This is a genomic window from Synechococcus sp. W4D4, from assembly GCF_047716805.1.
Classification (GTDB): Bacteria; Cyanobacteriota; Cyanobacteriia; order PCC-6307; family Cyanobiaceae; genus Vulcanococcus.
This window is the reverse complement of the sequence record NZ_CP180404.1, coordinates 1,078,212-1,103,747: the sequence shown is the minus strand read 5'-3', so window position 1 is coordinate 1,103,747 and position 25,536 is coordinate 1,078,212. Positions and strand designations below refer to the sequence as shown.

The window sequence follows — 25,536 nt, the reverse complement described above, 5'->3', positions numbered from 1 at the left end:
TTTCAGGTCGCCTGCGATAGGTCGCCGCGGATCAGGGGTCAGTTCCTTGAGCGACCGGCTTGCTGGGCCCGTTGGATCCAGGCGCGCACCAGCGACGGCGAAACGCGGGCTGGGGCCATCCCGGTCAAAGTCCGCTCGAGGCGCCCCAACTGCGTCAAGAGTTGTTGGGGGGATGCCGCAGCCAGGCCCTCTCGATTGGCGATCCCGGCATAGAGCAACAACGCGGCTTGGTAGGGCTCAAGATCCAACTCCACCACCAGCTGGGCTTGGCCGCGCAGTTTCCGGAGCTGACGCTCGAGCGCTCCGCCTCTCCTCGAGAGCTGATCGAGGTCCCGATCAGTCAGCCCAGCAATAGCCTCCCAGCTTTGAACGCCGGCGGCAATGAGCACCGCCTGCTCCCTGGAGAAATGGGAGGGCAGGGGATAGGGCGAAGGGCAAGGCTCGTTGCTCACCGCTTGGCGTTGACGCTGACGTCCACCTCGCCGGTGGTCCAATCGCGGATGGCGGTGGCCAGGACGATGGGGCGATCGCTTCCATCGCCTTGGGGCTCGACGCGGCGCAGGCGCACTTCAACGGTGGGGTCCTTTCGGCCGCTGGCGCGCAGGTTGCGAGCGACCTGCTCAACGCTGGGACCGAAGGTCTCAGCAGTCAGGTCCGCAGGGGCGGCTGCCACCACCAGGTCTGAGCCGTTGTCGAACACAACCGGAACGCTCACAGCTCCTTCCACCACCAGCCTGGGGGCGTAGCTCACAGCAAAGGCCAGACAGGACAGAGAGAGCAGCACGGTGAAGCTCGTGACGCCCACCAGGCGAAAGCGGAAGCCCCAGCGCGCCACGAAGGCCACCACTGTGATGAGCAGCAGTCCACCAGCGGCAATCCCCAGCCATTCGCCAGCCGTGAGCAAGAGGGGATCGGCACGCATGGGGAATGTTCTGGATCAAGAAACACCTTTATATTGCGGCCTTCTCAGCCCCCGAGACCCACGGGCCCAGCGCGCCGCCGAAGGAATCCCAGAACGCGCGGCCCCGCGGCCTCTTCCCTGCCTGCCCTGCTGGCGGCTGCGGGAATCGCGCTGACTTGGTTTGGCCTCGATCGGGTCGCGGCCTGGCAATACGACCTGCGCAAACCCTGGCTCGAGTTGTTGGCGAGTCGCGCCATGGGCCATCCCCTGGAGTTGGGGCCCTACCGCGGCTTGCGTCCCCTGGGTTTGGCCGCCGGCGGCAGTCGCTTTAAGCCCGGAATCGACAACCCGTCCACGATTGATGCGGAATCGGTTGCGGTGGCTTTCGATCCGCTGCGCAGCCTCTTAACCCGCAGCTGGGTCCTTCAGTTTCAGATCCATCGCGCCCGCGTCGACTTGCGGCGCAACAGCCAAGGTTCCCTCTGGCAGCTCGGGCGCATTCCCCCCGGCGCTGAGCCGCCGCCGCTCACCCTCCGCTATGGCCTCAGCGGTGGGCCTGCCCAGGTCCGTTTGCACCCGGCCAAGGGCGCTCCTACACCGGTGGCTTTGGACGGATCCCTGGCGGTTGATTTGCGCCGCCGCCGCCTGGAGACCGCACTTCAGATCAGGCCTGGCGGTGGTGGTCAGCTGCACATCGATGCCCGCAATGACTGGCAGAGCAAACGCTTGCGCTTGCAGCTACAGCCGCAAGCGCTGAAGCTCTCAGACCTGGTGCGGCTGCTGCACGGGGGCGTCAAGGCTGATCTCAGTGGCGACCTCAATGGCCGTTTGCGCTTTGAACGCACGGCCTCCATTGACCGCTGTCAGGGTCAGCTTCAGCTCAATCAGCTGCGCTGGGCGCCTGGAGCATCTGTTGATCCCGTGCGGTCCGCTCGCTTTGACCTGCGCTGTAGTCCCCAGGGTCTTCGCTTGGCGTCTTCACCCCTGCTGTGGGGCAGTTGGCGCGGGCAATTGCAGGGAGAGCTGCCTTTGGTTGGTGCGCGGTCTAATCAGCTTCAGCTGCGACTCCAAGCCCGTGAACCCAAGGCGGGCCATCGCTTCAAAGCGGAGCTGGCGGGCCGGTTGCCTCAGCTCCATCTTCAGCTCGACGGACAGCTGGAGGGGTTGGCCTTGGCCAACCAACCGCCTCTGCCACTGCAGATCCAGGCCAAAGCCCTGTTGCGAAACCGAAAGGGCTTTGACGCCATCTTGGAGCGGCTGGTGCTTCGTCAGGGTGGAGGCGAGCTGGTGGCCAGCGGATCGCTTTGGCCCAGGCTTCAGCTCCGTAGTCAGCGCCTGGCGCTGGGCCGCCGTCAGCAGCAGGACTGGGGCACGCTCTTGGGCTCCACCAAGGACCTTCAACTTCAGCTTCAGCAAAGGGGCGATTGGAGTCAGCCCCAGCTGAGCCTGGACGTTGAGCAACCGAACAATCCGCTGCTGGGTTCGATTCGATCGCGGCTGACCTGGCGTCCTTCTGCCCTGCGACTGGAGACCTTCGCCTCCCCTTATTTGTCGGCCCAGGGCCAGTTGCCGCTGCAGGGCACGCCCATGCGCCTTGACCTGGATCTGCGGCGCTTTCCCCTTGAGCGCCTCTCGCCGTTGGTTGGGACCGCGCTGCGCGGACGACTCAGTGCGACAGGAACTATTCAAGGACCCCTGCAACGGCTCAGTCCTGACTTGAGCCTGCGGGCTGAGGCACCTGGTTTTGGTCTGATCGGCCTTGAGGAAAGCTGGGTTGGTCAACTCCAGGGCCTGCCGAAGGGAGGGGCCCGTCTCCGCCTGCAGGTTCAGGACACCACGGTCCCGGGAACCTTCCAGGCGGTGCTGGATCCCCGTTGGTGGCCCACCACGGTCAACCTGACGCGGGCTGGGGGCTCCCTCGCCTTCAGCGGAACCAACCAGCGTTACCGCTGGAGTGCCAGGCGTTTCCCCCTCTCGGGCTTTGACCTGGCCCTTTGGCCTTCAGCCGCTCACCAACCCCTCTCTGGCTATCTCAGTGGTCAAGGGGCCTTGGCCATGGAGCCCCTAGCCCTCGATGGTGAGCTTCGGGTTGATCAACCCCAGCTCTTGGGGGTCTTTGGGCGGTCGCTCCAAGCCAAAGCGGAGATCAGCCAGCGCCGCTTCCGTTTCGATGGTCAGTGGGCGGCCCTGGGCTTTGGAACGGTAGGGATTCAGCTCAAAGGTCAACAGGCTGGTCCGCTTTGGCTGCGTCTGGAAGCGCGTCAACTCCAATCGCAAACCTTGCAGGAGATCCTGGCTGCCGTTCCCCAATGGGGCGGCTTGCCCCTGGCTCCATCGGGTCGTGCCTTCGACCTGGGCACGCTGGTCTTCAACACCCAGGGGTTCTCCCTGGGGGATCAGTTGACGGCCTTGGCGCAAGCTCAGCGTCAACGCCAACGGGCCCAATCCGGGCAGCGTCAAGCCGAGCTGCAGGACCTACGCGGTGTCTTCGATGCCGACTTCACCCTAAGGGGGCCATCAGCGGATCGATTGTTTGTTGATCTGGCAGCGAAGGGACACCTTTGGCTGCAGGGATCAGACCGTGACCTGGCTTTGACGGATCAGCCCACAGTCGTGCGGCTCCATGGGCCCCTCAACCAAGGGGGGGACTTTGAGCTGGCCTATCTGCCCCTGGCGCTGTTGGCCTTGGTGGCCCCCGTTCCCGATGGGTTGCGCGGTTCGCTCTCCAGTCGCGGCACCTATCGCCTTGGCGGCCCAGATCAACGCCCGGCATTTGAGCTGAACCTGGCCCTACAAGATGCCTCCCTCAATGGGGAGCTCTTGGCTTTAGAGCGCGGCGACCTCAAGCTTCAGGACGATCGGCTTGAGCTCGATTGGGTTCTGCGCGGAGGTGGTTCGACGGAGGTCGTCGATCTGCGCGGCAAGGTTCCCCTGCTGGCTTCGTCGGACGATCTCGAATTACGGATTGGTAGTCGCGGCGATGGCCTGCGCTTCCTCACCGCTCTCTCGGGTTCAGCGGTTCAGTGGAAGCAGGGGAGTGCCGACCTGGAGCTGCTGGTGCGCGGCTCGTTGCTGGAGCCGGTGGCCAACGGCTTCCTGCGTTTCGGCAATGGAGTGTTGCAACTGGCGGATCAGACGGTTCGCGATCTCGATGCGGTGGTGCTGTTCGACTTCAGCTCCCTGGAGCTGCAAGCCCTGACCGCGCGGGTCGGAAAGAAGGGCGAGCTCAGCGGTAGCGGCGATCTCAATCTGTTTTCCCCTACGGATGGGCCACAACCGAGGCAGCTCAGCCTCACCTTCAAGCAAGTTCCGTTCAAGCTCGCGCGCATGGCCGCCGTTGCCGACGGGACCGTGGAGATTGGTGGCAGCTTGCTGCGCCCTGTTCTTGGCGGTGAGCTGGCCTTGAGCCATGGGGCGCTGAATGTCCAGCCCGGTGAGCTCGCCAAAGAAGAAGCACCGAGCAAAGCCACCTCTCTTCCTGCCCTACTGGAGTCCAAGTGGGACTTCAGCAAGCCCCTGTTGGTCATGGGACGTCAGCTGGAAAGCTCCAGCAGCCAAGACCTCCGGGCGGCACTTCCCAACCTGGGCTTGGTGAGCTTTGAGCGATTCAGGCTGCGCTTCGGCCGGGATCTCCGCGTTGAAGTTCCCAACGTCTTGAACTTCGGTGCCGGCGGCTTTTTGACGTTGAACGGTCCCCTGGATCCCGACATTCAGATCAGTGGGGTGGTTCGGCTGCTGCGGGGTCGTTTGGGATTGTTCACCACCACCTTCAGCCTGGACCCCGATGCTCCCAACGTGGCCGTTTTCACTCCGAGTCTGGGTCTGATTCCCTACGTGGACATCGTCCTACGCACACGGGTGTCAGACACCCTCTCGGCCTTTGGTGATGGAAACCGCTCAACCATTTACGACTGGAACACCTACGGATCCTTTAGCAACTCCTCCTTGACCCCGAACAGCTTCGATCAGCTGCAACTGGTGCGGGTGCGGCTCGAGGTCACCGGCTCAGCCGATCAATTGATGGACAACATTCGTCTGACCAGCACACCGCCTTTGCCGGAAGATCGACTCTTGGCCTTGATCGGTGGCAATTCGCTGGTGGGGCTGGCTGGGGGGAATGCCGGAGCGGCCGTGGCCACGGTGGTGGGGCAGTCGCTGCTTTCTCCCCTGGTGGGAAGCCTGACGGAACTCCTTGGCCAGCGCCTCACCTTTGCGATTTACCCGGCCTATGTCTTGCCCACGAACTACGACGTGGATTCCAACCGCTCAGGTCAGGTGCCATCGCAACTGGTCCCCGTCACCGATATCGGCTTGGATGTGACTGAGCGCTTCAACGCCTCCGTGCTGGCTGCTCCGAACCGCAGTGACATCCCTCCGCAATTGACCCTTGGCTATCAGGCCAAGCCATGGCTTGGACTGCAGACCTCAATTGATGCGGAGGCCCGTTGGCAGACCCAGATGCAGGTCTTCTTCCGTTTCTAGCTGCCCCCCATGAGCCAACTGATCGGAGTGGATGTGGGTGGCACCGCCATCAAGCTCGGGCGCTTCTCAACCGATGGTGAGCTGCTGGCCGAGTTGGAACGCCCTACCCCGCAGCCGGCCATGCCCGGGGGGGTGGTGACGGCCATCGTTGAGGCCGTCGCTGTCCTCGATCCCGATCGATTGGCCTCCAGGGTTGGAGTTGGCTTGCCCGGACCGATGGATGCTGAGGCGCGGGTGGCTCGGGTCTGCATCAACCTGCCGGGCTGGCAGCAGATTCCCCTGTCGGAGTGGCTCGAGCCGCAACTCCAGCGGCGCGTCACCCTCGCCAATGACGGGAACTGTGCCCTGATGGGGGAGGCCTGGAGAGGTGCCGCTGTGGGGTATCGCGACGTGTTGCTGCTCACCTTGGGAACCGGTGTGGGTGGTGGGGTCCTTCTGAACGGTCAACTGTTCAGCGGCCACGGCGGCGCGGCGGCTGAGCCCGGGCTCATCAGCGTCGATCCTGAGGGCCCTCCCTGCAACAGCGGCAACCGAGGCTCATTGGAGCAGCACTGCAGTATCTCGGGCTTACGTCGGCTGATGGATGTTGAGCCACAGAAGCTCGATCAGCTGGCCCGTATTGGTGACCCTGAGGCTCTGGCGGCCTGGCGTGACTACGGCCGTTGGCTTGGGGTCGGACTGAGTTCGCTGATCTATGTCCTCACGCCCCAGCTGGTCTTGATCGGGGGGGGGCTGAGTGCTGCCACTGATCATTTTTTGCCCAGCGCCCTGGCGGAGGTGGAGCAACGGGTGCAGGCCGAAAGCCGCCAGGGCCTTGAGATTCGCCGTGCTCAGCTCGGGAACGGTGCTGGGCGGCTGGGGGCAGCACGCTTGGCCTTGGAGCGCCTTCGCGTTTGAGTCCAGCTGGGATGATGCTCATTCGAGCCAGAGAAGTGTGTGAACGTTCCAGATCCATCGCCTGAACTGCTGCAGCGCGCTGGTGCCGTTCGCAGCGCTGCGATGGCCTTGGGGCGTTGCAGTGATCAAGAGCGGCGGCAGGCGGTCCTGGCCATGGCCGATGCCCTCGAAGCCGAGGCCGGCCAGATCGTGGCGGCCAATGCAGCTGATCTGGAGGCCGCGGCAGCCGATGGTCTGGCTCCTGCGTTGGTGGCCAGGCTGAAGCTGGATGCCAAGAAGTTGGCTGGGGCCATTGACGGGGTGCGTCAGGTGGCCCAGCTGCCCGATCCGGTGGGCGTTCGCCAAATGCACAGAGAGTTGGATTCCGGCTTGGTGCTGGAGCGACTCAGCGTTCCCCTTGGAGTCTTGGGGGTGATTTTTGAAGCCCGCCCTGATGCGGTCATGCAAATCGCCTCGTTGGCGATTCGCTCTGGCAACGGCGCCATTCTCAAAGGGGGCCGGGAGGCCAACCGCAGTTGCACCGCCATCCTCTCGGCACTTCGCGCCGGACTGACGGCCTCAGCCGTCTCCCCCCAGGCCTTGGAGTTGTTGACCTCCCGTGAAGAAAGCCTGGCGTTGCTCAAGCTGGATGGACTGGTGGATTTGATCATCCCCCGTGGTTCCAATGCGCTGGTGCGCTTCATCCAGGACAACACCCGCATCCCTGTCCTGGGTCATGCCGATGGGGTCTGCCATTTGTATGTCGATCAGGAGGTCGATGTCGCCCAGGCGCTCCGGATTGCCCTGGACGCCAAAACCCAATACCCAGCCGCGTGCAACGCGATTGAGACCCTGCTGCTCCACCGGGCTAGTGCCGCAGCCTTCCTGGAGCAGGCGTTGCCGGCCTTTGCCCAGGCTGGTGTGGAGTTGCGTGGGGATGCGAGCAGCCAGTCCTTGGGTGTCCCCAATGCGGCCAGTGAGGAGGATTGGCGAACGGAGTATTCCGATTTGATTCTTTCGGTGCGGGTCGTGGATGACCTGCAGCAGGCCCTGGATCACATCGCCCGCAACGGCTCTCGGCACACGGAGTGCATCTGCACCTCCAACGGCTCGACGGCGGAGACGTTCCTACGCAGTGTGGACAGCGCCGGTGTCTATCACAACTGCTCCACCCGGTTCGCCGATGGCTTCCGCTACGGCTTTGGAGCTGAGGTTGGCATCAGCACCCAAACCCTCCCGCCTCGCGGTCCCGTGGGTCTGGAGGGTCTGGTGACCTATCGCTACCTGTTGCGTGGTGATGGTCATATCGCGGCTGACTACGCCTCAGGGGCCCGCAACTTCAGCCATCGCGATTGCCCCTTGTGAGTGGCTCCGACCGGATCCTGGTGCGTGACCTGCGCCTCTGGGCGCACGTAGGCGTTCTTCCCCACGAGCGTGCAACAGGTCAGTGGTTCGAACTCGATCTCCACCTCGGTTGGGATCTCAGCGCCGCTGCTGCTAGCGATGACGTGGGAGAAACCCTGGATTACAGCCGCGCCATTCAGGCCCTGCAGCGCCAGGCCACCCAGTTGCGCTGTCAGACCTTGGAGCACTGGAGTGAGTTGATCCTGGATTTGCTTGAGGACCTCTACGGTCCGGTGCCGATGGCCATTGAACTGCGTAAATGCCAGGCTCCAGTGCCTGGATTTGGCGGCCAGGTGGGCGTGCGGCGCAGCCGTCACCAATCGCCCTGAAACCATGTCAGAGCGTCCTCTGGTGCTGATCCATGGGCTGTGGGATACCCCTCGCCTCTTTGGGCGACTCGAGCAGATGTTGCTGGAGCGAGCACCAGATTTAGAGCTCTTTGCTCCCCACTTGCCCCATCGCCTGGGGGCGACCCCGATTCGACAGCTCGCCCGTCAACTGGACGGGGTGATTCAGGAGCGCTTTGGCGGCGAGACCTGCCTCGACCTGTTCGGATTTTCGATGGGTGGGGTGATTGCCCGCACCTGGTTGCAGGAGTGGGGTGGTGCACGACGGACCCGCCGCTTTGTCTGTTTGGGGAGTCCTCAGCAGGGCACCTTGACGGCCCAGTTGATCCCGAGTTGGCCATTGGCGGGCATTGCCGACATGAAGATCGGAAGCGCACTTCTGCGTGATCTGGATGCAGGGCGTGATCAATTGGATGGTTTGCAGTGCGTGAGTTTGTACAGCCGCACGGACATCACGGTGTTTCCTGGTTGGCGAGCGGTTCTCCCCCAGGGGCCGCGGCAGGCCCTGCCCGTTTGGACGCATCGCCAACTGATCGCTAACCCGCGCGCCGCAGCGGTAGTGGCTGATGTTTTGCTCGCTCCTTAACAACAACGAATCTCATCAACGCTGTTGTCTCCTTTTGGCAACGTGTCTATGGGTAGGCCAAGTTTGAAGGCCTCGCATGTGCTTTTCAGCCTCGGCCAGTTTCACGGCATCAGCGGTGTTGATGCCGTTGGGCCTCTACAGCACCCATATCGCGCAGAAAACGGGCAAGCGTGACTATGTGCCCTTGGCACTGGTGCCCTTTTTCTTTGGGGTCCAACAACTTGTTGAAGGCCTGGAGTGGACAGCGATTGATAACGGTGGCGTGGAGCCGCTCAGTAGTTTGGCCGGCCTTGGCTTTCTCTTTTTCGCCTATTGCTTCTGGATGATCTGGATTCCATGGAGTGCCTGGTCAATCAGTCGAACGACCGACTCCAAGGGACTGCAAAAGCGGCTCCGCTGGGTCGCGATTGTGGCAACGGTCCTCGGGGTTGCCTTCTACTTGCCCGTCTTGTTTGACCCGCCGGCCCTTCAACCGGCAGTTCATAGCAATGGCCGTTTGCTCTACGACGTTTCCAACCTGCACAGCATTATCCATAACTTTGTGAACACCGAGCCCGTGGGTGAACTGGCTTACTGGGGCTTCATTGTTCTCCCGTTGATCGCACTCTCGGATAAAGCCGTCAAGCTGTTTGGTGTCCTGATCTTTGTCTCGATCTTCCTGACCTGGTTGACCTATAGCGCCACATTTAATTCCGTTTGGTGTTTCTACTCCGCTGTGCTCTCCATCTACGTCATCTGGATTGTGAATCGGCCTGCCCTGCGCGCTGCATCAGGTCAGTAGATCTTCAGGAGGTCTCAGCGTGGGGGTGCAAACAGCACTGGATGCTTTAGGCGGTTGGCTTGTTCAAGCTGATATCGGTTTGGGCTTGCTGCTCTTGGTGGGGCTTTCGATGTCTCTTTCCCATGTGTTTTCCCTTCTGGCCAATCGCCTCAATCGCCGCCAGATCATCATTCATCTGATTCTTGATGCTTTGATGCTTTCGGTGGCTTTTCTCTTAAGCAGCACCATTGATATGGTGCTTCTGGCCACAAGTGCTAGCGCCAATATCCATCCCAGTGCCTTCGTCAATGGGGTGGCTGTTTGCCTGCTTCCTGCAGTCTTTTATCTGTTCGTGGCAGCCCCCTACGTCGGTGAAACCATTGGCTTTGTGATCTGGGTGCTCATGCATCTCAACGTGGTGACGTTGTTGCATGCGCGCTTCGACTTGCCCTATGGCCAAGCGCTGCTCCTGGCGACGCCTGGATATGCCGTGGCTGTGGTGTTGGTCTGGTTGCTCTTCCGCCAAAGCTGGCAGGCGGGATACAGCACCCTGGCCTCTCAACTCTCCGATGCCCATGGGTCTTGAGTCATGAACCCCAGGTCCGAGGCCGGTCCCATGCGCCCTAGGGCCAATGAAGCCGCAATTCAGGTGCAGCAGCACAGTCTGCGCTCCAGGCTCGGACTTGTCGTCTTGGTGTTGGCCGTTGGCCTGGGGGTGAGTTGGTTTGGTGTGGGCCATGTCCTTTTGGCCCTGCGATCGATCTTTGACTGGACGGACATCAGCCTGCTGTTGCGCTGGTCTGGCCTGTTGCTCTTGGTGTTAATCCCGACGGCTGGGATCTATTCGCTGGTAACGCAATTTGCCTTTTGGGAGGGCTGGTTGGATGGACTCCCTGAACCAACGGCCCTTTTCCCCGAGACTCCTGCAGCGAAGGAGCACCGCTGCTTTGTGGTCTACCTCGATGGGATCCACCAGTTGGAGCGGGATCATCCGCCAAGGGTCTCAGCCTTTCTTCAACTCCTGGATCAGCAGCTCAATGGCTCCACCCGACTGGTGAAGGGGTTAGAGGCTTACACCGTTTTGCCCGTGGCCCTCGCCCAAGACCTCGGTAGTGCCTGGTTCTGGCGCCGATTGTTTGCGTTGCAAGAAGAGCATCCCAACGGCTGGATCCAGTTGCTGGCCGCTGTCTTGGTTCAAGCCAACAACGTCATCAAGGTTGGGATTTCATCGGATCATCGCTACGGCCCGATCATGAATTACGAGCTCTCCCTCAAGATTGCGTTGCGCTTGGGAGAGGTCGGCTTCAGGCCGGATCAGGGCCAACGGGTCGTTCTTGTGGGATACAGCGGTGGAGCAGAGATGGCGATGGGGGTGGCGGAGTACCTGCGTCGCATTTGCCGGGCACCGGTGAGCATCGTCAGCTTCTGTGGCGTGTTCAGTGGCAACCAACTGTTGAACCAGCTTTCGAAAATCACGATGATTGTTGGCAGTCGTGACCCAGTGGCGGCCTTTGGTCGCATTGCCTATCCGGGGCGATCGCCGTTGCTTCCCCTCTCCAATTGGAATCGAGCGCTGAAGTGCTCCTGCATCGAACGGCGCGAGATTGACGGGATGAACCACAATGGTCTGAAGGGACCGTTTGCCGAATTGCATCGGCAGGATGTCGTCCAGCAGATCGTTCTGGCGATTGAGTCAGAGGAGGAGGGCCTGCTGGGCTAAGCGGAACGGACTGCTCTGGGGTTGGCAGGTTTTCAGGCGGCGTTGAGCATCCCGCCTGGTCTCGCCAAAACAAAATCCGTCGTGGGGCAAAGCCGTGATCGCTTGGCAGTAGCGCTGCAGCGCCCTGTGTTGAAGCTCATGCTGCGGGTTCAGCTGCTGTTCCAACCGCCGGGCCCGATGCAGCAGCCGTTCGCGCCAGATGCCGCCGAGCAGGCAGGGAAAGAGATCGCAGCGTCCATCCAAGGCCTGTTGCAACACCGCTGAGCTATCGATGCAGAACCCCAAGGCGCCATAGCCCCCAAGCCAGAGGCCATCATCTTCGCTCTCCTGGTTATGGATCAACGCCACGAGCTCGCAGAGATCCATGACGTCCAGGAGACGTTCACCCTCGAACGGCTCTCCCAAGTAGCGGATTGTTCCATTATCACGGTCGTTCTGCCAGGGACGATGCAGATCGTTCAGCGCTTCCCAACCGCATAGCCCCTCTGTTCCCTGGTAGTACTGCAGGCGAAGGAGATCCTCGCCTTTTCGCCATTCCAGCTCCAGGCAGCTGTGGGGGAGCAAGCTTTGAATCTCCTGCCCGTCGTCCCCTAAGAGCCCCGTACGGATGGGCAATGCCAAAGGCACCTGACTCCAGCCTGGCGTGGGTTGACCTGACCTCGGCAGACTTGCACCCAGGCCAAAACTGGCCACGCTCGCGCGCAACTGAGCACGCAGCATCCAGCCGCTTTGCTGCAACTGCTCGAACCAGCTCCTGCAGCTGCTCGCTCCATCGATCTGCCATGGAACGCCCCCCAGTCCATTGGCGGAGAGACGATTCAGGACGCGGGCGGTCAGAGCATTGCGTTGCCGTTCGCCAGCTGACTGTTCATGGTTGAGGCCAATGTTGTGCCAGATCAGCCCACCGCTCAAGTGCCCGGCATCCGCGGAGTCTCCGTTGGCTTCTGCTGGATCTGAGAGTGCGGGATCAAGCCGTAACAGTTGCTCCAGGCTGGTGGGGAGGTTGACCTCTGGTGCCCCACGCCAACGCCCAATCGCCCCGTTCTCCTCCGGCAAGAGGTGGGGGAGTCCATCGGCCACAGCCCCGAGCAGGGCTGGAGTCAGCAATTCGCGCTCCACGAGTCCTCCAAGGGACTGCACCCGTTGCGGTAAGTCCGCTGGAGCTAACTTCCATCCCTTGGGCAGAAGCCAGAGCAGCGGCAGCAAGCGGGGCCTGTGGAGCTGGTGCGCCAAGCGTTTGAGCCAGTCCGATCGGGTCAAACCGGAGCGAAAGACGCTTTGCTCGAGGGCTTCTTCAAAGGCGAGCAAGGGAACGCCGCAGGTCCACTCCGGATCCAGTTGCAGAGGATCGGTGATGGAGAAGAGGGGAGAGCCAGGAGCCATGTTGCGGCCCATCTCCCCCCATCCTGCAGAGGCTCGTCCTAGACGGCTACCAGGCCGGAGTGACGGATCAGGGCATCGCTACTGGGTTGACGACCACGGAAGGACTCAAATACCTGTTTGGGATCCAGGCTCCCCCCCAGGCTGAGGACCGTGTTTCGGAAGCGGCGACCCGTTTCGCGAATTTGCTCCTCGTTCTCCAGTCCAACCTCTTCAAAGGCGCCAAAGGCGTCGGCACTCAAGACCTCCGCCCACTTGTAGGAGTAGTACCCGGCTGCATAGCCCCCCGCAAAAATGTGACCGAAGGCGCAGAGGAAGGCGTCCTCGTCGATGGGGGCTAACACGGATGTGGTGGTGGCAATCTCTCGCCTGAGAGCCTCTGGACTCACGCCGGAGTGAGGTTGCCATTGGCTGTGCAAGCGCAAGTCCACCAGGGCAAAGTGCACCTGCCGCAGGGTCGCCGAACCCCCCATGAAGGTTCGCGCGGATAGCAACTTGGTGTACTCAGCCTCCGGTAGGGGTTCACCGGTCTTCCAGTGCCGGGCCATCCCCATCAAGGTGGCGCGGTCGTAGCACCAGTTCTCCATGAACTGGCTGGGCAGCTCAACGGCGTCCCACTCGACACCATTGATGCCGGCGGCTTGAGGGTGCTCCACGCTGGTGAGCATGTGCTGGAGGCCATGCCCGAATTCGTGGAAGAGGGTTTCGACCTCGTCAAAGGTCATCAGGCTCGGTGTGTCCCCGACTGGTGCACTCTGGTTGCAGATCAGGTAGGCCACCGGCAGGACCGAGCTGCCGTCATTGCGCTTGGAGCGCACAAGGCATTCATCCATCCAGGCTCCGCCACGCTTTGTCCCGGGACGGCTGTAGGGATCGAGGTAGAACCCGGCGATGGCCTCGCCCTGCTCCAGGATTCGGAAGAAACGCACATCTGGATGCCAGATCGGCGCGTCCCCATCGGCCGCTTCGATGCTGATCCCGAACAGCCGTTCGCTCAGGGCAAAGAGCCCATCGAGGACCTGGGGTAGAGGGAACCAGGGGCGAAGGGCTTCGCTGTCGAGCTCGAAACTCTCCTGGCGAAGAATCTCAGCCCAGTAGCTGATGTCCCAGGCCTGGAGCTCCGCTGCCTCAGAAGCCCCATGGGCTTGGGCGCAGGCGGCCAGGGCCTGTAATTCCCGTTGCGCGATCGGATAGGCCGCGCTGCGCAGGTCCTCCAGTAGCGCTTCGACCGACTGCTCAGAGTCGGCCATCTTTGAGGCAATGCTGAGCTCCGCCCAGTTGGCAAATCCCAGACGCTCAGCCTGTTGCCGTCGCAGGGTCAGGATCTCTTCGATCAATGGCCAGTTGTTGAGATCGCTGCCGTTCTGACCCGATGCCCTGCTGATGTGGGCCTTGTAGACCTGCTCCCGCAGGTCACGCCTGCGGCTGTATTTCATGAACGGGACATAGCGAGGCATGTCGAGCCCCATGAGCCATGGGCCCTCCTCGGCGCTGGCGCTCTGATCACCGGCCTGGCGGGTGGATTGGGCTAACTGCTCCAGCAGGCTCGCCGGTAGTCCTATGACCTGGTCGGATTCGGTTAGGCGCAGGGTCCAGTTGTTGGTGGCATCAAGAACGTGGTTACCGAAGCGGGTCGAGAGCTCAGCCAAGGTCTGACTGGTGGCGTTAAAGGCCTCTTTAGTGGCTCCACTTAGACCGACACCACGCAGCTGCATGTCCCGCAGTTCTGCGTCCAGGATTCGTTGTTGCGTGCCATCGAGTTCTGATCGCCGTTCCTTCAGCTGCTTGAGGGCCCGATAGATCATCTGGCTTTGGCCAGCGCGGTTGCCGAATTGAACAACCGCCGCCTGCTGGCTGGCATGGGCATCGCGCAGCTCAGGGCTGTTGCAGACCCCGTTCAGGTGACTGACCACACCCCAGCTCCAGCGCAACCGTTCACCGAGTCGCTGGAGGGGGGCGATGACGTCGTTCCAGCTGAGTGCCAGGCCCTGATCCAGCTTCTGGCTTAGGGCTTCCTCCAGTGCTCCCAGCTCAGAGTCCAGGGACTGCATCAGTCCGGGGATGTGTTCGCTGACAGCCTCGGGCGTGATGGCCTCGAAGTTCGGCAGCCCCTCGCCGCGGAGGATCTCCGGCCGATTGGTAGCGGTGGCAGCGCTGCTGACAGTCATTGGGGCTGAGGCAATGGGCCTGTGATCAACCCATTTCAGCCCAGTTGCAGAGCCAGGCGGGGATTAGCCGAGGGCGGGTAGCCGAAGGGCAACCACTGCGTGTTGCGCGAGGTTGTTGGAAAGGTCTGTTGTGGACGCCTCGTAGAGGTCAATCGCCACGCGGGGCCAGAAGCCAATGACCAGGGTCGGGACCAGCAGGGTCAGGCCAATCATTAACTCCCTGGGCTTCATGTCGCCAAGCACTGCCAGTGCGGGGATCCGTGGGCCAAAGAACACCCGTCGGCAGAGGCTCAACAGGTAAATGGGGGTAAGAACCACTCCGATGGCGGCCAGGACAACGGCGATCACCCGGAAGCCGACCGTGAAGCTGTCGTTGCTGGTGACGCCGAGAAATACCGTGATTTCACTGACGAAACCGCTCATGCCCGGCAGGGCAAGGGAGGCCAGGGAGCTGGCGACAAAGAAGGCAAAGGTGATCGGCAGAACCTTGGCCAGGCCACCCATGTTGGGGATCGAGAGGGTCTTGGTGCGTTCGTAGAAAACACCGGTGACGAAAAACATCGCTGCGGCGATCAGCCCGTGGCTGATCATCTGCAGCATCGCCCCGCTCATGCCAAGGCTGTCGATTGCTCCGATGCCGAGGAGCACAAAGCCCATGTGACTGACGGAGCTGCAGGCGATCCGTCGTTTGACGTTGTCCTGTGCGAAGGCATTGAGGGCCCCATAGACGATGTTGACGATGCCCAGGACAATGAGAGCCGGAGCCAATTGCACGTGTGCCTCCGGCAGCATCTGCACGTTGAAGCGCAGCAGGGCATATCCCCCCATCTTCAGCAGCACCCCCGCCAGAAGCATCGACACCGGTGCATTGGCTTCACCGTGGGCATCCGGGAGCCAGGTGTGGAGCGGGAACATCGGCAGCTTCACACCGAAGCCCACCAGGAAGCCCAGATAACAGAGCAAGCCGAAGACACCCCCGGGGGAGCGGGCGATGAGTTCGCTCAGGTTGAGGGTGAAGGGGCCATTGAGGGCAAGGGCAAGGCCGCTGAGAAGAATCAGCAGTGACGCTGTGGCGGTGTAGAGGATGAATTTCGTGGCGGCGTATTGACGCTGCTGGCCGCCCCAGATGGCAATGAGTAGGTAGACCGGAACCAGCTCCAGCTCCCAGGCCAAGAAGAAAAGCAGGAAGTCTTGGGAGAGGAACACCAAGGCTTGTGCTGATGCCTGGACCAGAAGCAGAGCGAAGTAGAGCCGCGTCTTTTTCTGGATGTTCCAACTCGCTGCCACCGAGAGCAACGTGACCAGTCCAGAAAGAACCACAAGCGGTGCTGAGAGCCCATCGGTGGCCAGGGACCACTCCAGTCCGAGGGCTGGGACCCAGGCAAAACGCTCAACCAACTGCAGCCCAGCGATCGAGCCGTCGTAATGCTGGCTGTAGACGTAGAGCATCAGCACCAGATCAGCCAAAAGCGTGATCAGGGCAACGGTCCGAGGGAGTTTGGGATCGGTGCCATCTCCCGGGAGGAGCATCACCAGCGGAGCGATCGCGACTGGCAGCAGAGCGATCAGGCTCAGCCAAGGGAAAGTGGTGGGCGCCGCCGCCAGGATGCCATCGGCTATGGCGGAGTCACCAAAGGCTGAGCCTGGAAGCGCAGCGGACGCGGCCATCAGGGGCAGGTTGGCGTCCATCGCGTACACGGCTTTTGGATGTGTTCGGTGATATCCCGTATCTGGGTCCAGCCCTCAGGGGACTCAACCCTCCTCCTACGGGAGGTGCCTATTGGCGATCAAATCTACCAGCGAGACAGATCTGCCCTAGGCATTTCTACCCAGGGTGCAGCCCCTAGGAAGGCAGGTGGTCCCAGCGGCTCCCGCCCTGGTGGAGTTGCAGAACTTGAGAGCGCGAGGCAACGCCGGCACCCTCCCAGGCCCGCACCATCGTCTTGCTGACCGCCACAGCGGATTCCTCTGGGCAAAGCGCCAGGATGCTTGGCCCGGCGCCGCTGATGACGCAGCCCCAGGCTCCTGCACCCATGGCTGCATTGCGGACCTCCTGGCCCCCTTGGATCAGGCCCCAGCGATAGGGCTCATGGATGCGGTCGTGCATGCCATCGGCGATGAGGTCGCCGTTTCCGGTCCGCAGGCCCTGCAGCAGCAGGGTCAGGCAACCCAAGTTGGTGACCGCATCCGGGATGGAGATGGCCTTCGGCATGACTCGCCGGGCTTCGCTGGTGGATAGGCGGATCGCAGGAATGGCGACCACCACCATCACCTTGGGGTCCCACTCACAGCGCACGACCCGCCAGCGATGGGATGCTGCCCGCGCCGTCAAGCAGAGGCCTCCCAGCAAAGAAGGAACCACGTTGTCGGGGTGCCCCTCAATGTCAATGGCGAGCTCAAGCAGCTTCTCGCGGCTGAGCTTCTCGCCGATCAGGGCGTTGGCTCCCATCAATCCAGCCACGATCGCCGTGGCACTGCTTCCGAGTCCCCGGGCGGGGGGGACCGCTAGGCGAACCCGTGCCTCGACAGCAATCGGTTCTTCACCTGCCTCCTTCCAAACCCGCTGAGCGGCGCGATAGATGAGGTTGTCGGGGCCTCCGCGAAGGTGGGATCCCTCGCTGCCTTCAATCACCAGTTCAAACCGCTCGCCACTGCCTTCGATGCAGCGCATCTCGAAGCGGTTATTCAGATCGAGGGCTGCTCCAAGGCAATCAAAACCGGGACCCAAGTTGGCTGTTGTGGCGGGGACATCCACCACAACCCCCTGTCCAATGCGGGGGCGGGCCATGCGCTCTGTTCTGCTGGGCTCAGTGTCCCACTCAGGCGTTCAGATGCTGGGCCCGGCAGGCGGCGCTGAAGAGCCCTGTCTCTCCATCGACCAAGGCATGGACTGGGATTTGTTCCACCACTGGGCTGAGACGTCCTTTGTTGAGGAAGGGGCGGAGGAACCGCTCTGACCTCAGTTCATCGAGCAACTTGCCCGCTGTTCCTCCTCCCACCCAGAGACCGCCATAGCAAAGGCTCTGTAGAGCCACATCCCCAGCACAGCTGCCGTAGGCCTCCAGCCAGAGATCCAAGGCCGCGCGGGCGAGGGGATCACCGCCGCCCGCCGCCGCCGCTGTGGCCGCTGGAAGCTCGGTGTCCGCGGTGCCCATCAAGGCGTGGTTGCGCCCATCGGGCTGGGTTGCCAGGTGCCAGCGCATCACATCCCCCAACCCTGTGCCGCTGACGATCCGTTCGATCGAGAGGCGCGAGAGGTTCAGCTCGGCCATCAGCCAGCGCTTGAGTTGCCACTGCTTCTCGTTGCAGGGGGCGAACTCGCCGTGGGAGGCTTCGCTGGCCACGGCCTGCAAGCCGCTGGCCGTTGGAATTCCCACGGCGACCCCGAGGCCAGTCCCAGCACCGAGGATGGCAATGGGAGCCTTCGGGTCCGGCTGACCGCCAGACGGGTCCCGCAGGGTCGTTTGTTGTTCGGGCTGCAGATGCGGTAGCCCGTAGATCAAGACCGCAAAGTCATTGACCAGCTCGACGGCCTTGAGCTGGCAGTCCCGCGCTAGTCGTTCCTCCTCCAGGAGCCAGGGCAGGTTGGTGAGCTTGACGCGTCCCTGCCGGACCGGTCCAGCAATGGCAAAGCAGGCCTGCTGCGGGCGCTCGAAGGTCTGGGCTTGGCCTTCGAGGAAGTGGTTGACCAGGGCTGAGAAATCAGGCCAATCGGCGGAGACGTAGCGCTGGCTCGCGCGTTGGATCAGCGCCGTTCCTTCGACGCTGTACAGGCCGAGCAGGGTCTTGGTGCCGCCGATATCGCCGGCTAGAAGCGTGGTCATCGAGGATCAGCAGGGACTGATCTTGAGCCCCGCTCCCCGATCTTGATTCGCCGCTTGAGCAGCGGCCACAAGGGTGTCAAAGGCGATGCTGCCGAGGTCTCCATCCCGGCGGCTGCGGAGGCTGATGGTCCCACCTTCGGCTTCCTTGGCGCCGATCACCCCTAGGACGGGGATCTTCATCTGTTCGCCGTTGCGAATCAGCTTGCCCAGTCGATCACCGGAGTGGTCGACGCTGGCCCGGACTCCAGCCGCTTTCAAGCCTGCGGCAACGGATTCGGCGTAGTCGCGCACCTCATCAGTCACCGGCAGTAGACGGATCTGTTCGGGCGCAAGCCAGAAGGGGAAGTCGCCGGCGTAGTTCTCGGTCATGATCCCGAAGAACCGTTCCAGCGAGCCAAAGATGGCGCGGTGGATCATGATCGGCCGCTGCCTTGAACCGTCGGCGGCGACGTAGTTCAGGTCGAAGCGCTCCGGCAGGTTGAAGTCCAGCTGGATCGTGGAGCATTGCCACATCCGGCCAATGGCGTCCTCGATCTTGAGGTCAATCTTCGGTCCGTAGAACGCACCGCCTCCTTCATCGATTTTGTAGTCCCAGCCCTTGCGCTCCAGCGCTTCGATCAGGCCCTGCGTCGCTAGATCCCAGACCGCGTCTTCACCAATGGATTTCTCGGGACGGGTCGAGAGGTTGATTTCGTAGTTCAGGAAATCGAAGGTCGAGAGGATCTGTTCGGTCAGATTCAAAATCGCCAGGATCTCGTCGCTGATCTGCTCAGGGAGGCAGAAGACGTGGGCGTCGTCCTGGGTGAAGCCGCGGACGCGCATCAGTCCATGCATGACCCCGGGGCGCTCATAGCGGTAGACCGTTCCCAGCTCGGCCCAGCGGATCGGTAGTTCGCGGTAACTGCGCAGAGTGCTGGCGTAGGTCAGCACGTGGAAGGGGCAGTTCATGGGCTTGAGCTGGTATTCCCGCTCATCCACCTGCATCGGGCCGAACATCGACTCGCTGTAGAAGTCGAGGTGCCCGGAGGTCTTCCAGAGGCTGATGTCTGCGACGTGGGGGGTATAGAGCAGCTCGTAACCGGCGTTGAAGTGAAGCTCTCGCCAGAGGTTCTCGATCAACAGGCGCATGCGGGCGCCGCGGGGGTGCCAGAACACCAGGCCGGCACCGGCTTCGTCTTCTATCGAGAACAAATCGAGGTCGGTGCCGATCCGCCGGTGATCCCGTCGCTTGGCTTCTTCCTGCCTGCGCTTGTACTCGCTGAGCTGCTCTGGGGTTTCCCAAGCGGTCCCGTAGATCCGCTGAAGCTGGGCATTGTTCTCATCGCCGCGCCAGTAAGCACCGGCGACGCTCTCGAGGTCGAAGGCTTTGGCGTTGAGGTCTTTGGTGTTGCTGACGTGGGGGCCGGCACAGAGATCCCACCACTCCTCTCCAAGGGTGTAGAGGGTGATGGGCTCGTGAATCCCCGCCAGGATTTCGAGCTTGTAGGGCTCGTTTTGGGCCTGAATCTTGCGTTCGGCCTCAGCGCGGCTCACCTCAAGGCGCTCCAGCGGGAGCTTCTTGTTGATGAGCTTGATCATTTCCTTCTTGATGGCCTTGAGGTCGGCCTCCGTGAAGGGGTCGGGATTATCGAAGTCGTAGTAGAAGCCGTTTTCGGTCCAGGGACCAATGGTCACCTGGGCTTTTGGAAAGAGCCGCTGGACCGCCATGGCCATCACATGGCTCATGGAGTGGCGGATGCGCAGAAGCTGCTCGCTCTCGCTGGTCTTGGGCAGATGCACCGTCACCACGTCCTGCCCCGCTTCACTGGCTGCAGGCTCGGCAGGTCGGGTCGCGGTCACGGCGGCGGCATAGCGACCCCGATCCTACGCAGCGCAATTCAGGCCATCACTAGGGTGTGGAGGTGACCAACCCTCAAGGATCCCAGGCTGAGTCCGCTGAGCTGCTCGACCATTTGCTCGAGTCACTGTTTGGTGACTTCTGCCATTGGTTTGAGCGAGGTCTGGTCCTCTTGGATCATGCCCCTGATCACTTGGTCCCTCCGCAGGAGCAGCGGGAGTTTCGTGCGGCTCTGCAGGAGGGGCTTCAGGCGATTGCTGCCACGCAGTCGCTTCGGGCTGCTTGCTCGACACCCATGGCGGTAGACATGGATGCCATGACCCCCTGGCATCGCCTGATGATGCGGGTCTGGAATCTCTCCGCGATGTTGCGGATGGCGGGAGTCCCGTTGCCTGAGCAGCAGCGCCCCGAGACTCCTCAGGCCTGAGCCCAGCGGCTGCGCTTGAGTTGCTTGAGGTTGTTCTCGTAGAAGTTGGCCAGTTCTGTGGCTTTCTTCACCGGTTGGCCATAGGCGCTCAGGCCGTTATGGCTCGGGAACGAGGCCCACTCCTTCGAGAGGACAGCCATGACATTGCGGGTGAGACCGCTGCGGTCGACCTGGTCGAGCACACCACGGCGATCGATCAGATAAAGAGCAGCCTGGTCCTGATTACGGGGCTTGAAGCTGCGCAAGCTGAGTTTGGTGGCGGCTTCTTTCCAGGTGCCGGGTAAAAACTGATAGGCCCCTGCGGCCGCGCTGGTGTAGCGCTTCACCACCACCACCTCTGGGTGCTTAGCCAAGCTGCTGAAACGGCCGCCGCCATAGAGGGTGCGGTAGCCCTCATGGCCCTGCTTCCAGGTGCCTTCGGCGTAGCGGATCGTGTTCAGGAGTGCGCGCCGCTCGGGCGTGATCGCGTAGAGCTCGTCCGCATCGCTTCGGCTGGCAGCGGCCACAACGTGCTCGAGGGATTGATCCACCTCTGTGCCTTTTGAGGGGGCAACAAGGGGGCCAGCGGCCAGGAGCAGCAGACCGAGGGAACAGGCCGGAGCGGCTGCACGACTCGGCTTGAGGGAGTGCTGTAGCGGATGACGGATTGGCAAGCGGCACAACTGCGCAGTTCAACGAGACTGCTGGCTAATCGAGTCCCAAGGTGAGACTTCCCGGCCGAACTGGACAGTGGGCAGGTCAATGTGCTTTGGAAGTTTTTGAGCTGGGGAGAGTGATTTGGGTGGACTTGGTGAGCTGGGCTTGCGTTGATGAATTAGCCACCTTTATCTTTCCTTCCGTTTTTGATTAAGGGCTTTGGAAGTCAGTTGGACTTCAGGAACCCCAGTGCTTCCCGTGTTCGCTCCAGGGTGGTCTGAGCCACGGCATTGGCCCGCTCGCTACCCGCCTTAAGAACACGATCGAGTTCGGCTGGATCGGAGCTGAGGGTGTTGTAACGCTCCTGAATCGGCCGAAGTGCCTCCACGAGGGTCTCAGCGAGCAGGGGTTTGAAGGTCCCCCAGCCCATCTCGGCGCATTCCACGGCAGCGGCATCTCGGCCTTTGCCGCTGAGCAGGGCGTAGAGACCAAGCAGGTTGTCGGTTTCAGGCCGCTCGGGGTTTCCGAATTCCAGACCCATCACGGGGTCCGTTTTGGCGCGCTTGACCTTTTTAGTAATGACCTCAGGGGGATCCAGAAGGTTGACCCTGGACCCCTCATTGGGGTCGCTCTTGCTCATCTTGCTGCGGCCGTCGGTGAGGCTCATGACCCGGGCTCCTTCCTTGAGGATCAGCGGCTCGGGGACCTTCAGTACGGGGATGGGCTCGCCTTCGGCATCCCGCGGGGCAAACCGCGCATTGATCCGCTGTTGGGCGATATCTCGGGCCAGCTCCAGGTGTTGCTTCTGGTCTTCACCAACGGGGACGAGGTCCGCGTCATAGAGAAGAATGTCGGCCGCCATCAAGACGGGGTAGTCCAGTAGGCCGACGGACACCTGGTCCCCTTGTTTCACCGCTTTCTCTTTGAACTGGATCATCCGCTCCAGCCAGTTCAACGGGGTGACGCAGTTCAGCAGCCAGCAGAGCTCGCTGTGGGCTGAGACGTGGCTTTGGACAAAGACCGTGGCTTCGTCTGGGTCAATCCCGCAAGCCAGGTAGAGCGCAGCGGTGTTGCGCGTGTCACGGGCCAGGACCTCCGCGTCGTGGGGGACCGTGATCGCATGCAAATCAACGACACAAAAAAAAGTGTCGTGGCTCTTCTGCAGGTCGACCCAGTTGCGGATGGCCCCAAGCCAATTGCCCAGATGCAAGGCGCCAGTGGGCTGAACTCCGGACAGAACCCTGGCGCGTTGCATGCGAGCTGGCGAAATGTTCGCCGGATTCTGCCTGGAGGCAGTCCCCGGCAGCGGCCGTCGATCAGGCCTCGGTGGTCTCGCTGGCTTCCACTGCATCGGCAGTGGCCTCGGCGGGAGCGGCATCGCTTGCAGCGGCAGTCGAGTCGCTCACCGGCTCCTCTTCAGCGACGGGAGCCGGAGGCTTGGCCGGGCGTGCAAAGGGGTTGGGGCGATTGCCAGGTCGCTCGCTGCGTTCGCCGCGGCTACCGCCACGACGATCACTGCGCTCGCCGCGGCCGCGGGAACCGGCGCTGGCCTTCTGTTGGGCAACGATGTCGTCGATCCGGCCCTCTTCGATTAGCTGAGCCACGGTTCGTAGGGACAGGCCCAGGGCTGCCACGGTCGAGCGAACGCCAAAGGCCTCTTGAACGGCGCGGGCGGCGCGCATTTCGTTATCGCTCAGGCGAATGCGGAATCCGCCCCCTTCACGAGGACCACGGTTGTCGCGGGACTGATCGCCCGAATTCCGCTGGAAATCACCGTCGGCCATGGCCGCACACCTGAAGAAGTCAGCGGCAAGTGTGCCCTATGGAGAGGGAGGCAGGCCAGTGCCAAATCAAGCGATGGTGCTCTGGACTGCCTGATCGAGCTAAGACCAGTACTGGTAAAGGATTTGGTCCCTCCGCCTCGATGCTGCTGCGGTAGCGCGAGAGCAGGTCGAGGTAGGCCTGCAGAGTCCAGCCGTTGCAGCCTTGGTCCTGGGCGGCCCAAAAGCGTTGGAGCGCCTCGGAGCAGGCCGCTTTGCCAAAGTCCTCCCAGCACTGCTCTTCGGCGTCTGCCGCTGAGAAGCCAGCGCGGATCAGGTTCCGGAAGCGAATCAACTCCGGAGCTTCCCCACTGTTGTCCGGCGGGAGAACCGCGTTGAGCTTGCTGATCGGCAGGATCCTCAGCCGCAACCAACAGCGTTCCAGTAGGGCAATCGGTCGATCGCCATCCCATCGACTGAACAGCTGTTGGCGGGCGCTGAGATCCGCCAGTAAGTCCTGCTGATGGGGGGTGAGCCAACTCCTCAGCTCAGCCATGGGTTCCCTGGAAGGTGATGGTCGATTCCGCGTACTCCCGTGGTTCCAGGTGAATGGTGCAGCGGACAGGTCCAAAGCGCCGCTCGAGATGGTCCTCCACGAGCTCGGTGATGCGATGGGCCTTGGGTAGATCATCGGCATCCACCACCATGTGCAGCTCGATGAACACCCTTTGACCGAGAACGCCGCGGCTGGCGATGTCATGGACGTTCAGCACCCCAGGCACGCCCATCGCAGTTTCGTGAATGGATTCCGGTGCGATGGCGATTTGATCGACCAACCACGGCAGGTTGGTTTTGAGCACCTGCCAGCAGACCCGGATTAAGAGCAAACAAAGCGGAATGGCCATCGCCACATCCAGCCAGGTCTGCTTGAAGAAAACGACACCGCACAAGCCCACCAGCACCACCACGGTGGTCCAGATGTCGCTGGTGGTGTGTTGTGCGTCAGCGAGAAGGAGCTGGTTGTTAAGGCGCTTGCCCTCACTGCGCTCGTACCCGGCCAACAGCAGGTTGCAGCCCAGGACGATCAACAGCATCAAGAGCTCTTGCCCGTCGAGGCGCAACGGTTGGAGTCCCGAGGTGATCCGCTCCAGGGCGGTCCGCCCAATTTCTAAGGCCGTCAAACAGATGAAGCCAGCGATGGCAAGGGCGCCAATGGCTTCGTACTTGTCGTGGCCGTAGGGGTGATCACGGTCTGGCTTGGGGTCCGATAGGCCGTTGGTGATCAGTCCCAGCAGGCTGGAGAAGCCATCGGTCGCGCTGTGCATCGCATCGGCCAGCAGGGCCAGCGATCCACTGAGGAGTCCGATGATCAGCTTCAGCAGCAACATCGCCACGTTGACCCCAAGGGCCACCAGCAGGACTCGCTGAACCTCCGATCGGCGGTCGGCGTGCTTGCTGTTTTGGCCGGCAAGACCCATGGCCAAGGAGGCTCGCTGAGGTTCTCCCAAGTTATTGGGTCTGGGCATGGGTTAATAGCTGAGCTAAAGAGTTGGCGCGGTCGCCGAGTTCAGGCCCCCCCCCTTGACTGTTCCTCAGGTCTCAGCTGAATCCCCATCGCCGAGGCCCGTGCTCCTGGGGGAGCAGCTCACAGCGGGCATCCTTCGCCAGGGCCTGCGCCACTGGCCTTGGTTTGCGGCAGCCGGGGGCGGCTGGATGCTGCTTGAGACGGTGCATGGCCCCTTCTCATCCCTCTTGAGCTTGGGAGCGGCTGGTGCAGGGCTCTGGTTGCTCGGGGGGCGAATGCGCCCTTCTGGTCAGCAGCTGCCGCGGTCTTCGCAGGGCTGGCTTGATCGTTGTGAGGCAGTTCTCGAACAGTTCCAAACCCTGCAAGGGGGCAGCAGCGACGTGAGCCCTGCCCAGGTCAATCGCTTTCAGCGGGATCAGGCACAGCGCCGCGCCCAATTGGAGTCGCTGCGTCAACGTCAACAGGAGTCCTGCATTCACCTGGCGCTCGTCGGGACTCAAGCCTGGAGCGATCTTGAGCAAGAGGCACTTCTCAGTCAGTGCCACTGCCCCCACCCCCTGCGGGTCCACCGCAGTCAGGCCTTGCCCTTGTCTCCGCTGCATTGGGAATGGACCGAGACGTTTCGCCAGTGCGAGCTGCTTCTCTACCGGCTTGATCTGCCTCTGACAGCGGCCGATCTGCGTTGGCTTGAAGCCCTGCCAGAGCAGCAGCGTGTGGGAATTCTCGTGCGGACCCTGCCGGGGCTCGAGACCCCCCTGCAGGTGCAGCAATTCGAGCAGCAGCTTCCCGCTCACCTGCGCGGGCGGTGTTGGCTTTTGCCTGATCTGGAGGCCAGCGGATGGCGGGATCTCTCGGCCTGGTTAGCCGAGTCCACGCCCCTGACCCGTGAACGCAACCAGCAGC

22 protein-coding genes are annotated in these 25,536 nt (G+C 62.2%); 9 read left to right on the top strand and 13 right to left on the bottom strand.

What is annotated here, in order from left to right; all coding sequences use genetic code 11:
- Positions 1-38: 38 nt before the first annotated feature.
- Positions 39-452 carry a DUF4332 domain-containing protein gene (locus tag ACLM42_RS05935; RefSeq protein ID WP_415400044.1) on the bottom strand — a complete coding sequence of 138 codons (414 nt, stop codon included), beginning with the start codon at positions 450-452 and terminating at the stop codon, positions 39-41.
- Positions 449-922 (bottom strand): Ycf51 family protein, encoded by a 474-nt coding sequence (locus ACLM42_RS05930; protein ID WP_247910832.1) that lies wholly within the window; start codon positions 920-922, stop codon positions 449-451. The genes ACLM42_RS05935 and ACLM42_RS05930 overlap by 4 nt, the downstream gene beginning before the upstream one ends.
- 33 nt (positions 923-955) lie before the next feature.
- Between ACLM42_RS05930 and ACLM42_RS05925 the strand changes: the two genes are divergently transcribed.
- The 8 genes from ACLM42_RS05925 (at position 956) to ACLM42_RS05890 (ending at position 11,076) form a co-directional block, all read left to right on the top strand.
- Positions 956-5,383: a translocation/assembly module TamB domain-containing protein gene (locus ACLM42_RS05925; RefSeq protein ID WP_415400043.1), complete on the top strand. Its 4,428-nt coding sequence runs from the start codon at positions 956-958 to the stop codon at positions 5,381-5,383.
- Between the two features lie 9 nt (positions 5,384-5,392).
- Positions 5,393-6,280 (top strand): ROK family protein, encoded by an 888-nt coding sequence (locus ACLM42_RS05920; RefSeq protein WP_415400042.1) that lies wholly within the window; start codon positions 5,393-5,395, stop codon positions 6,278-6,280.
- A gap of 102 nt (positions 6,281-6,382) precedes the next feature.
- Positions 6,383-7,624 carry a glutamate-5-semialdehyde dehydrogenase gene (locus tag ACLM42_RS05915; protein ID WP_371820729.1) on the top strand — a complete coding sequence of 414 codons (1,242 nt, stop codon included), beginning with the start codon at positions 6,383-6,385 and terminating at the stop codon, positions 7,622-7,624.
- On the top strand, positions 7,621-7,992 hold the full coding sequence (gene folB / locus ACLM42_RS05910; RefSeq protein WP_415400041.1) for a dihydroneopterin aldolase: 372 nt from the start codon (positions 7,621-7,623) through the stop codon (positions 7,990-7,992). Before ACLM42_RS05915 ends, folB begins: the two co-directional genes overlap by 4 nt.
- Positions 7,993-7,996: 4 nt before the next feature.
- Entirely contained in the window at positions 7,997-8,596 is a 600-nt protein-coding gene (locus tag ACLM42_RS05905; RefSeq protein ID WP_415400040.1) for an esterase/lipase family protein, read from the top strand.
- A 76-nt stretch (positions 8,597-8,672) separates the two neighbouring features.
- A complete protein-coding gene (locus ACLM42_RS05900) occupies positions 8,673-9,377 on the top strand; it encodes a DUF6629 family protein (protein ID WP_415400039.1) in 705 nt (234 codons plus the stop codon).
- 109 nt (positions 9,378-9,486) lie between these two features.
- On the top strand, positions 9,487-9,942 hold the full coding sequence (locus ACLM42_RS05895; RefSeq protein WP_415400038.1) for a hypothetical protein: 456 nt from the start codon (positions 9,487-9,489) through the stop codon (positions 9,940-9,942).
- 3 nt (positions 9,943-9,945) lie between these two features.
- Positions 9,946-11,076, top strand: coding sequence for an alpha/beta hydrolase (locus ACLM42_RS05890; protein ID WP_415400037.1), 1,131 nt, complete (start codon positions 9,946-9,948; stop codon positions 11,074-11,076).
- Here ACLM42_RS05890 and ACLM42_RS05885 read toward each other — a convergent pair.
- The 6 genes from ACLM42_RS05885 to thrS form a co-directional block, all read right to left on the bottom strand.
- Positions 11,050-12,459 carry a hypothetical protein gene (locus tag ACLM42_RS05885; RefSeq protein WP_415400036.1) on the bottom strand — a complete coding sequence of 470 codons (1,410 nt, stop codon included), beginning with the start codon at positions 12,457-12,459 and terminating at the stop codon, positions 11,050-11,052. The genes ACLM42_RS05890 and ACLM42_RS05885 overlap by 27 nt on opposite strands.
- A 38-nt stretch (positions 12,460-12,497) precedes the next feature.
- Complete coding sequence (locus ACLM42_RS05880; protein WP_415400035.1) at positions 12,498-14,624, bottom strand: M3 family metallopeptidase; 2,127 nt, start codon at positions 14,622-14,624, stop codon at positions 12,498-12,500.
- A 63-nt stretch (positions 14,625-14,687) separates the two neighbouring features.
- Complete coding sequence (locus tag ACLM42_RS05875; RefSeq protein WP_415400034.1) at positions 14,688-16,313, bottom strand: NAD(P)H-quinone oxidoreductase subunit 4; 1,626 nt, start codon at positions 16,311-16,313, stop codon at positions 14,688-14,690.
- 154 nt (positions 16,314-16,467) lie between these two features.
- Positions 16,468-17,412, bottom strand: a complete 945-nt coding sequence (thrB, locus tag ACLM42_RS05870; RefSeq protein ID WP_415400033.1) for a homoserine kinase — start codon at positions 17,410-17,412, stop codon at positions 16,468-16,470.
- Positions 17,413-17,443: 31 nt separating this feature from the next.
- On the bottom strand, positions 17,444-18,448 hold the full coding sequence (gene glk, locus ACLM42_RS05865; protein ID WP_415400032.1) for a glucokinase: 1,005 nt from the start codon (positions 18,446-18,448) through the stop codon (positions 17,444-17,446).
- Between the two features lie 6 nt (positions 18,449-18,454).
- Entirely contained in the window at positions 18,455-20,173 is a 1,719-nt protein-coding gene (gene thrS, locus ACLM42_RS05860) for a threonine--tRNA ligase (RefSeq protein WP_415400138.1), read from the bottom strand.
- Positions 20,174-20,349: 176 nt separating this feature from the next.
- On the opposite strand from thrS, the gene ACLM42_RS05855 reads away from it, so the two are divergent.
- On the top strand, positions 20,350-20,712 hold the full coding sequence (locus tag ACLM42_RS05855) for a DUF2605 family protein (protein ID WP_247910846.1): 363 nt from the start codon (positions 20,350-20,352) through the stop codon (positions 20,710-20,712).
- Here ACLM42_RS05855 and ACLM42_RS05850 read toward each other — a convergent pair.
- The 5 genes from ACLM42_RS05850 to ACLM42_RS05830 all read right to left on the bottom strand — a co-directional run bounded on the left by ACLM42_RS05850 (position 20,703) and on the right by ACLM42_RS05830 (position 24,586).
- Entirely contained in the window at positions 20,703-21,365 is a 663-nt protein-coding gene (locus ACLM42_RS05850) for a glycoside hydrolase family 104 protein (protein ID WP_415400031.1), read from the bottom strand. The genes ACLM42_RS05855 and ACLM42_RS05850 overlap by 10 nt on opposite strands.
- Before the next feature lie 209 nt (positions 21,366-21,574).
- Positions 21,575-22,603, bottom strand: coding sequence for a tryptophan--tRNA ligase (gene trpS, locus ACLM42_RS05845; RefSeq protein ID WP_415400030.1), 1,029 nt, complete (start codon positions 22,601-22,603; stop codon positions 21,575-21,577).
- A 61-nt stretch (positions 22,604-22,664) separates the two neighbouring features.
- On the bottom strand, positions 22,665-23,132 hold the full coding sequence (locus ACLM42_RS05840) for a hypothetical protein (RefSeq protein ID WP_247910848.1): 468 nt from the start codon (positions 23,130-23,132) through the stop codon (positions 22,665-22,667).
- A gap of 19 nt (positions 23,133-23,151) precedes the next feature.
- Positions 23,152-23,664 carry a hypothetical protein gene (locus ACLM42_RS05835; protein ID WP_247910849.1) on the bottom strand — a complete coding sequence of 171 codons (513 nt, stop codon included), beginning with the start codon at positions 23,662-23,664 and terminating at the stop codon, positions 23,152-23,154.
- Positions 23,657-24,586 (bottom strand): cation diffusion facilitator family transporter, encoded by a 930-nt coding sequence (locus ACLM42_RS05830; protein WP_415400137.1) that lies wholly within the window; start codon positions 24,584-24,586, stop codon positions 23,657-23,659. The genes ACLM42_RS05835 and ACLM42_RS05830 overlap by 8 nt, the downstream gene beginning before the upstream one ends.
- Positions 24,587-25,536 lie beyond the last annotated feature (950 nt).

Bases quoted from the DNA above. Each gene is read 5' to 3' on its own strand.
- ACLM42_RS05905 (WP_415400040.1), top strand. From the start codon at position 7,997: ATGTCAGAGCGTCCTCTGGTGCTGATCCATGGGCTGTGGGATACCCCT.
- ACLM42_RS05895 (WP_415400038.1), top strand. From the start codon at position 9,487: ATGTCTCTTTCCCATGTGTTTTCCCTTCTGGCCAATCGCCTCAATCGC.
- ACLM42_RS05920 (WP_415400042.1), top strand. From the start codon at position 5,393: ATGAGCCAACTGATCGGAGTGGATGTGGGTGGCACCGCCATCAAGCTC.
- glk (WP_415400032.1), bottom strand. From the start codon at position 18,448: ATGACCACGCTTCTAGCCGGCGATATCGGCGGCACCAAGACCCTGCTC.
- ACLM42_RS05885 (WP_415400036.1), bottom strand. From the start codon at position 12,459: ATGGCTCCTGGCTCTCCCCTCTTCTCCATCACCGATCCTCTGCAACTG.
- ACLM42_RS05830 (WP_415400137.1), bottom strand. From the start codon at position 24,586: ATGGGTCTTGCCGGCCAAAACAGCAAGCACGCCGACCGCCGATCGGAG.
- thrS (WP_415400138.1), bottom strand. From the start codon at position 20,173: ATGAGCCATGTGATGGCCATGGCGGTCCAGCGGCTCTTTCCAAAAGCC.
- ACLM42_RS05875 (WP_415400034.1), bottom strand. From the start codon at position 16,313: ATGGACGCCAACCTGCCCCTGATGGCCGCGTCCGCTGCGCTTCCAGGC.
- ACLM42_RS05890 (WP_415400037.1), top strand. From the start codon at position 9,946: ATGAACCCCAGGTCCGAGGCCGGTCCCATGCGCCCTAGGGCCAATGAA.
- trpS (WP_415400030.1), bottom strand. From the start codon at position 22,603: ATGCAACGCGCCAGGGTTCTGTCCGGAGTTCAGCCCACTGGCGCCTTG.
- ACLM42_RS05840 (WP_247910848.1), bottom strand. From the start codon at position 23,132: ATGGCCGACGGTGATTTCCAGCGGAATTCGGGCGATCAGTCCCGCGAC.
- thrB (WP_415400033.1), bottom strand. From the start codon at position 17,412: ATGGCCCGCCCCCGCATTGGACAGGGGGTTGTGGTGGATGTCCCCGCC.
- ACLM42_RS05930 (WP_247910832.1), bottom strand. From the start codon at position 922: ATGCGTGCCGATCCCCTCTTGCTCACGGCTGGCGAATGGCTGGGGATT.
- ACLM42_RS05835 (WP_247910849.1), bottom strand. From the start codon at position 23,664: ATGGCTGAGCTGAGGAGTTGGCTCACCCCCCATCAGCAGGACTTACTG.
- ACLM42_RS05900 (WP_415400039.1), top strand. From the start codon at position 8,673: ATGTGCTTTTCAGCCTCGGCCAGTTTCACGGCATCAGCGGTGTTGATG.
- ACLM42_RS05880 (WP_415400035.1), bottom strand. From the start codon at position 14,624: ATGACTGTCAGCAGCGCTGCCACCGCTACCAATCGGCCGGAGATCCTC.
- ACLM42_RS05915 (WP_371820729.1), top strand. From the start codon at position 6,383: ATGGCCTTGGGGCGTTGCAGTGATCAAGAGCGGCGGCAGGCGGTCCTG.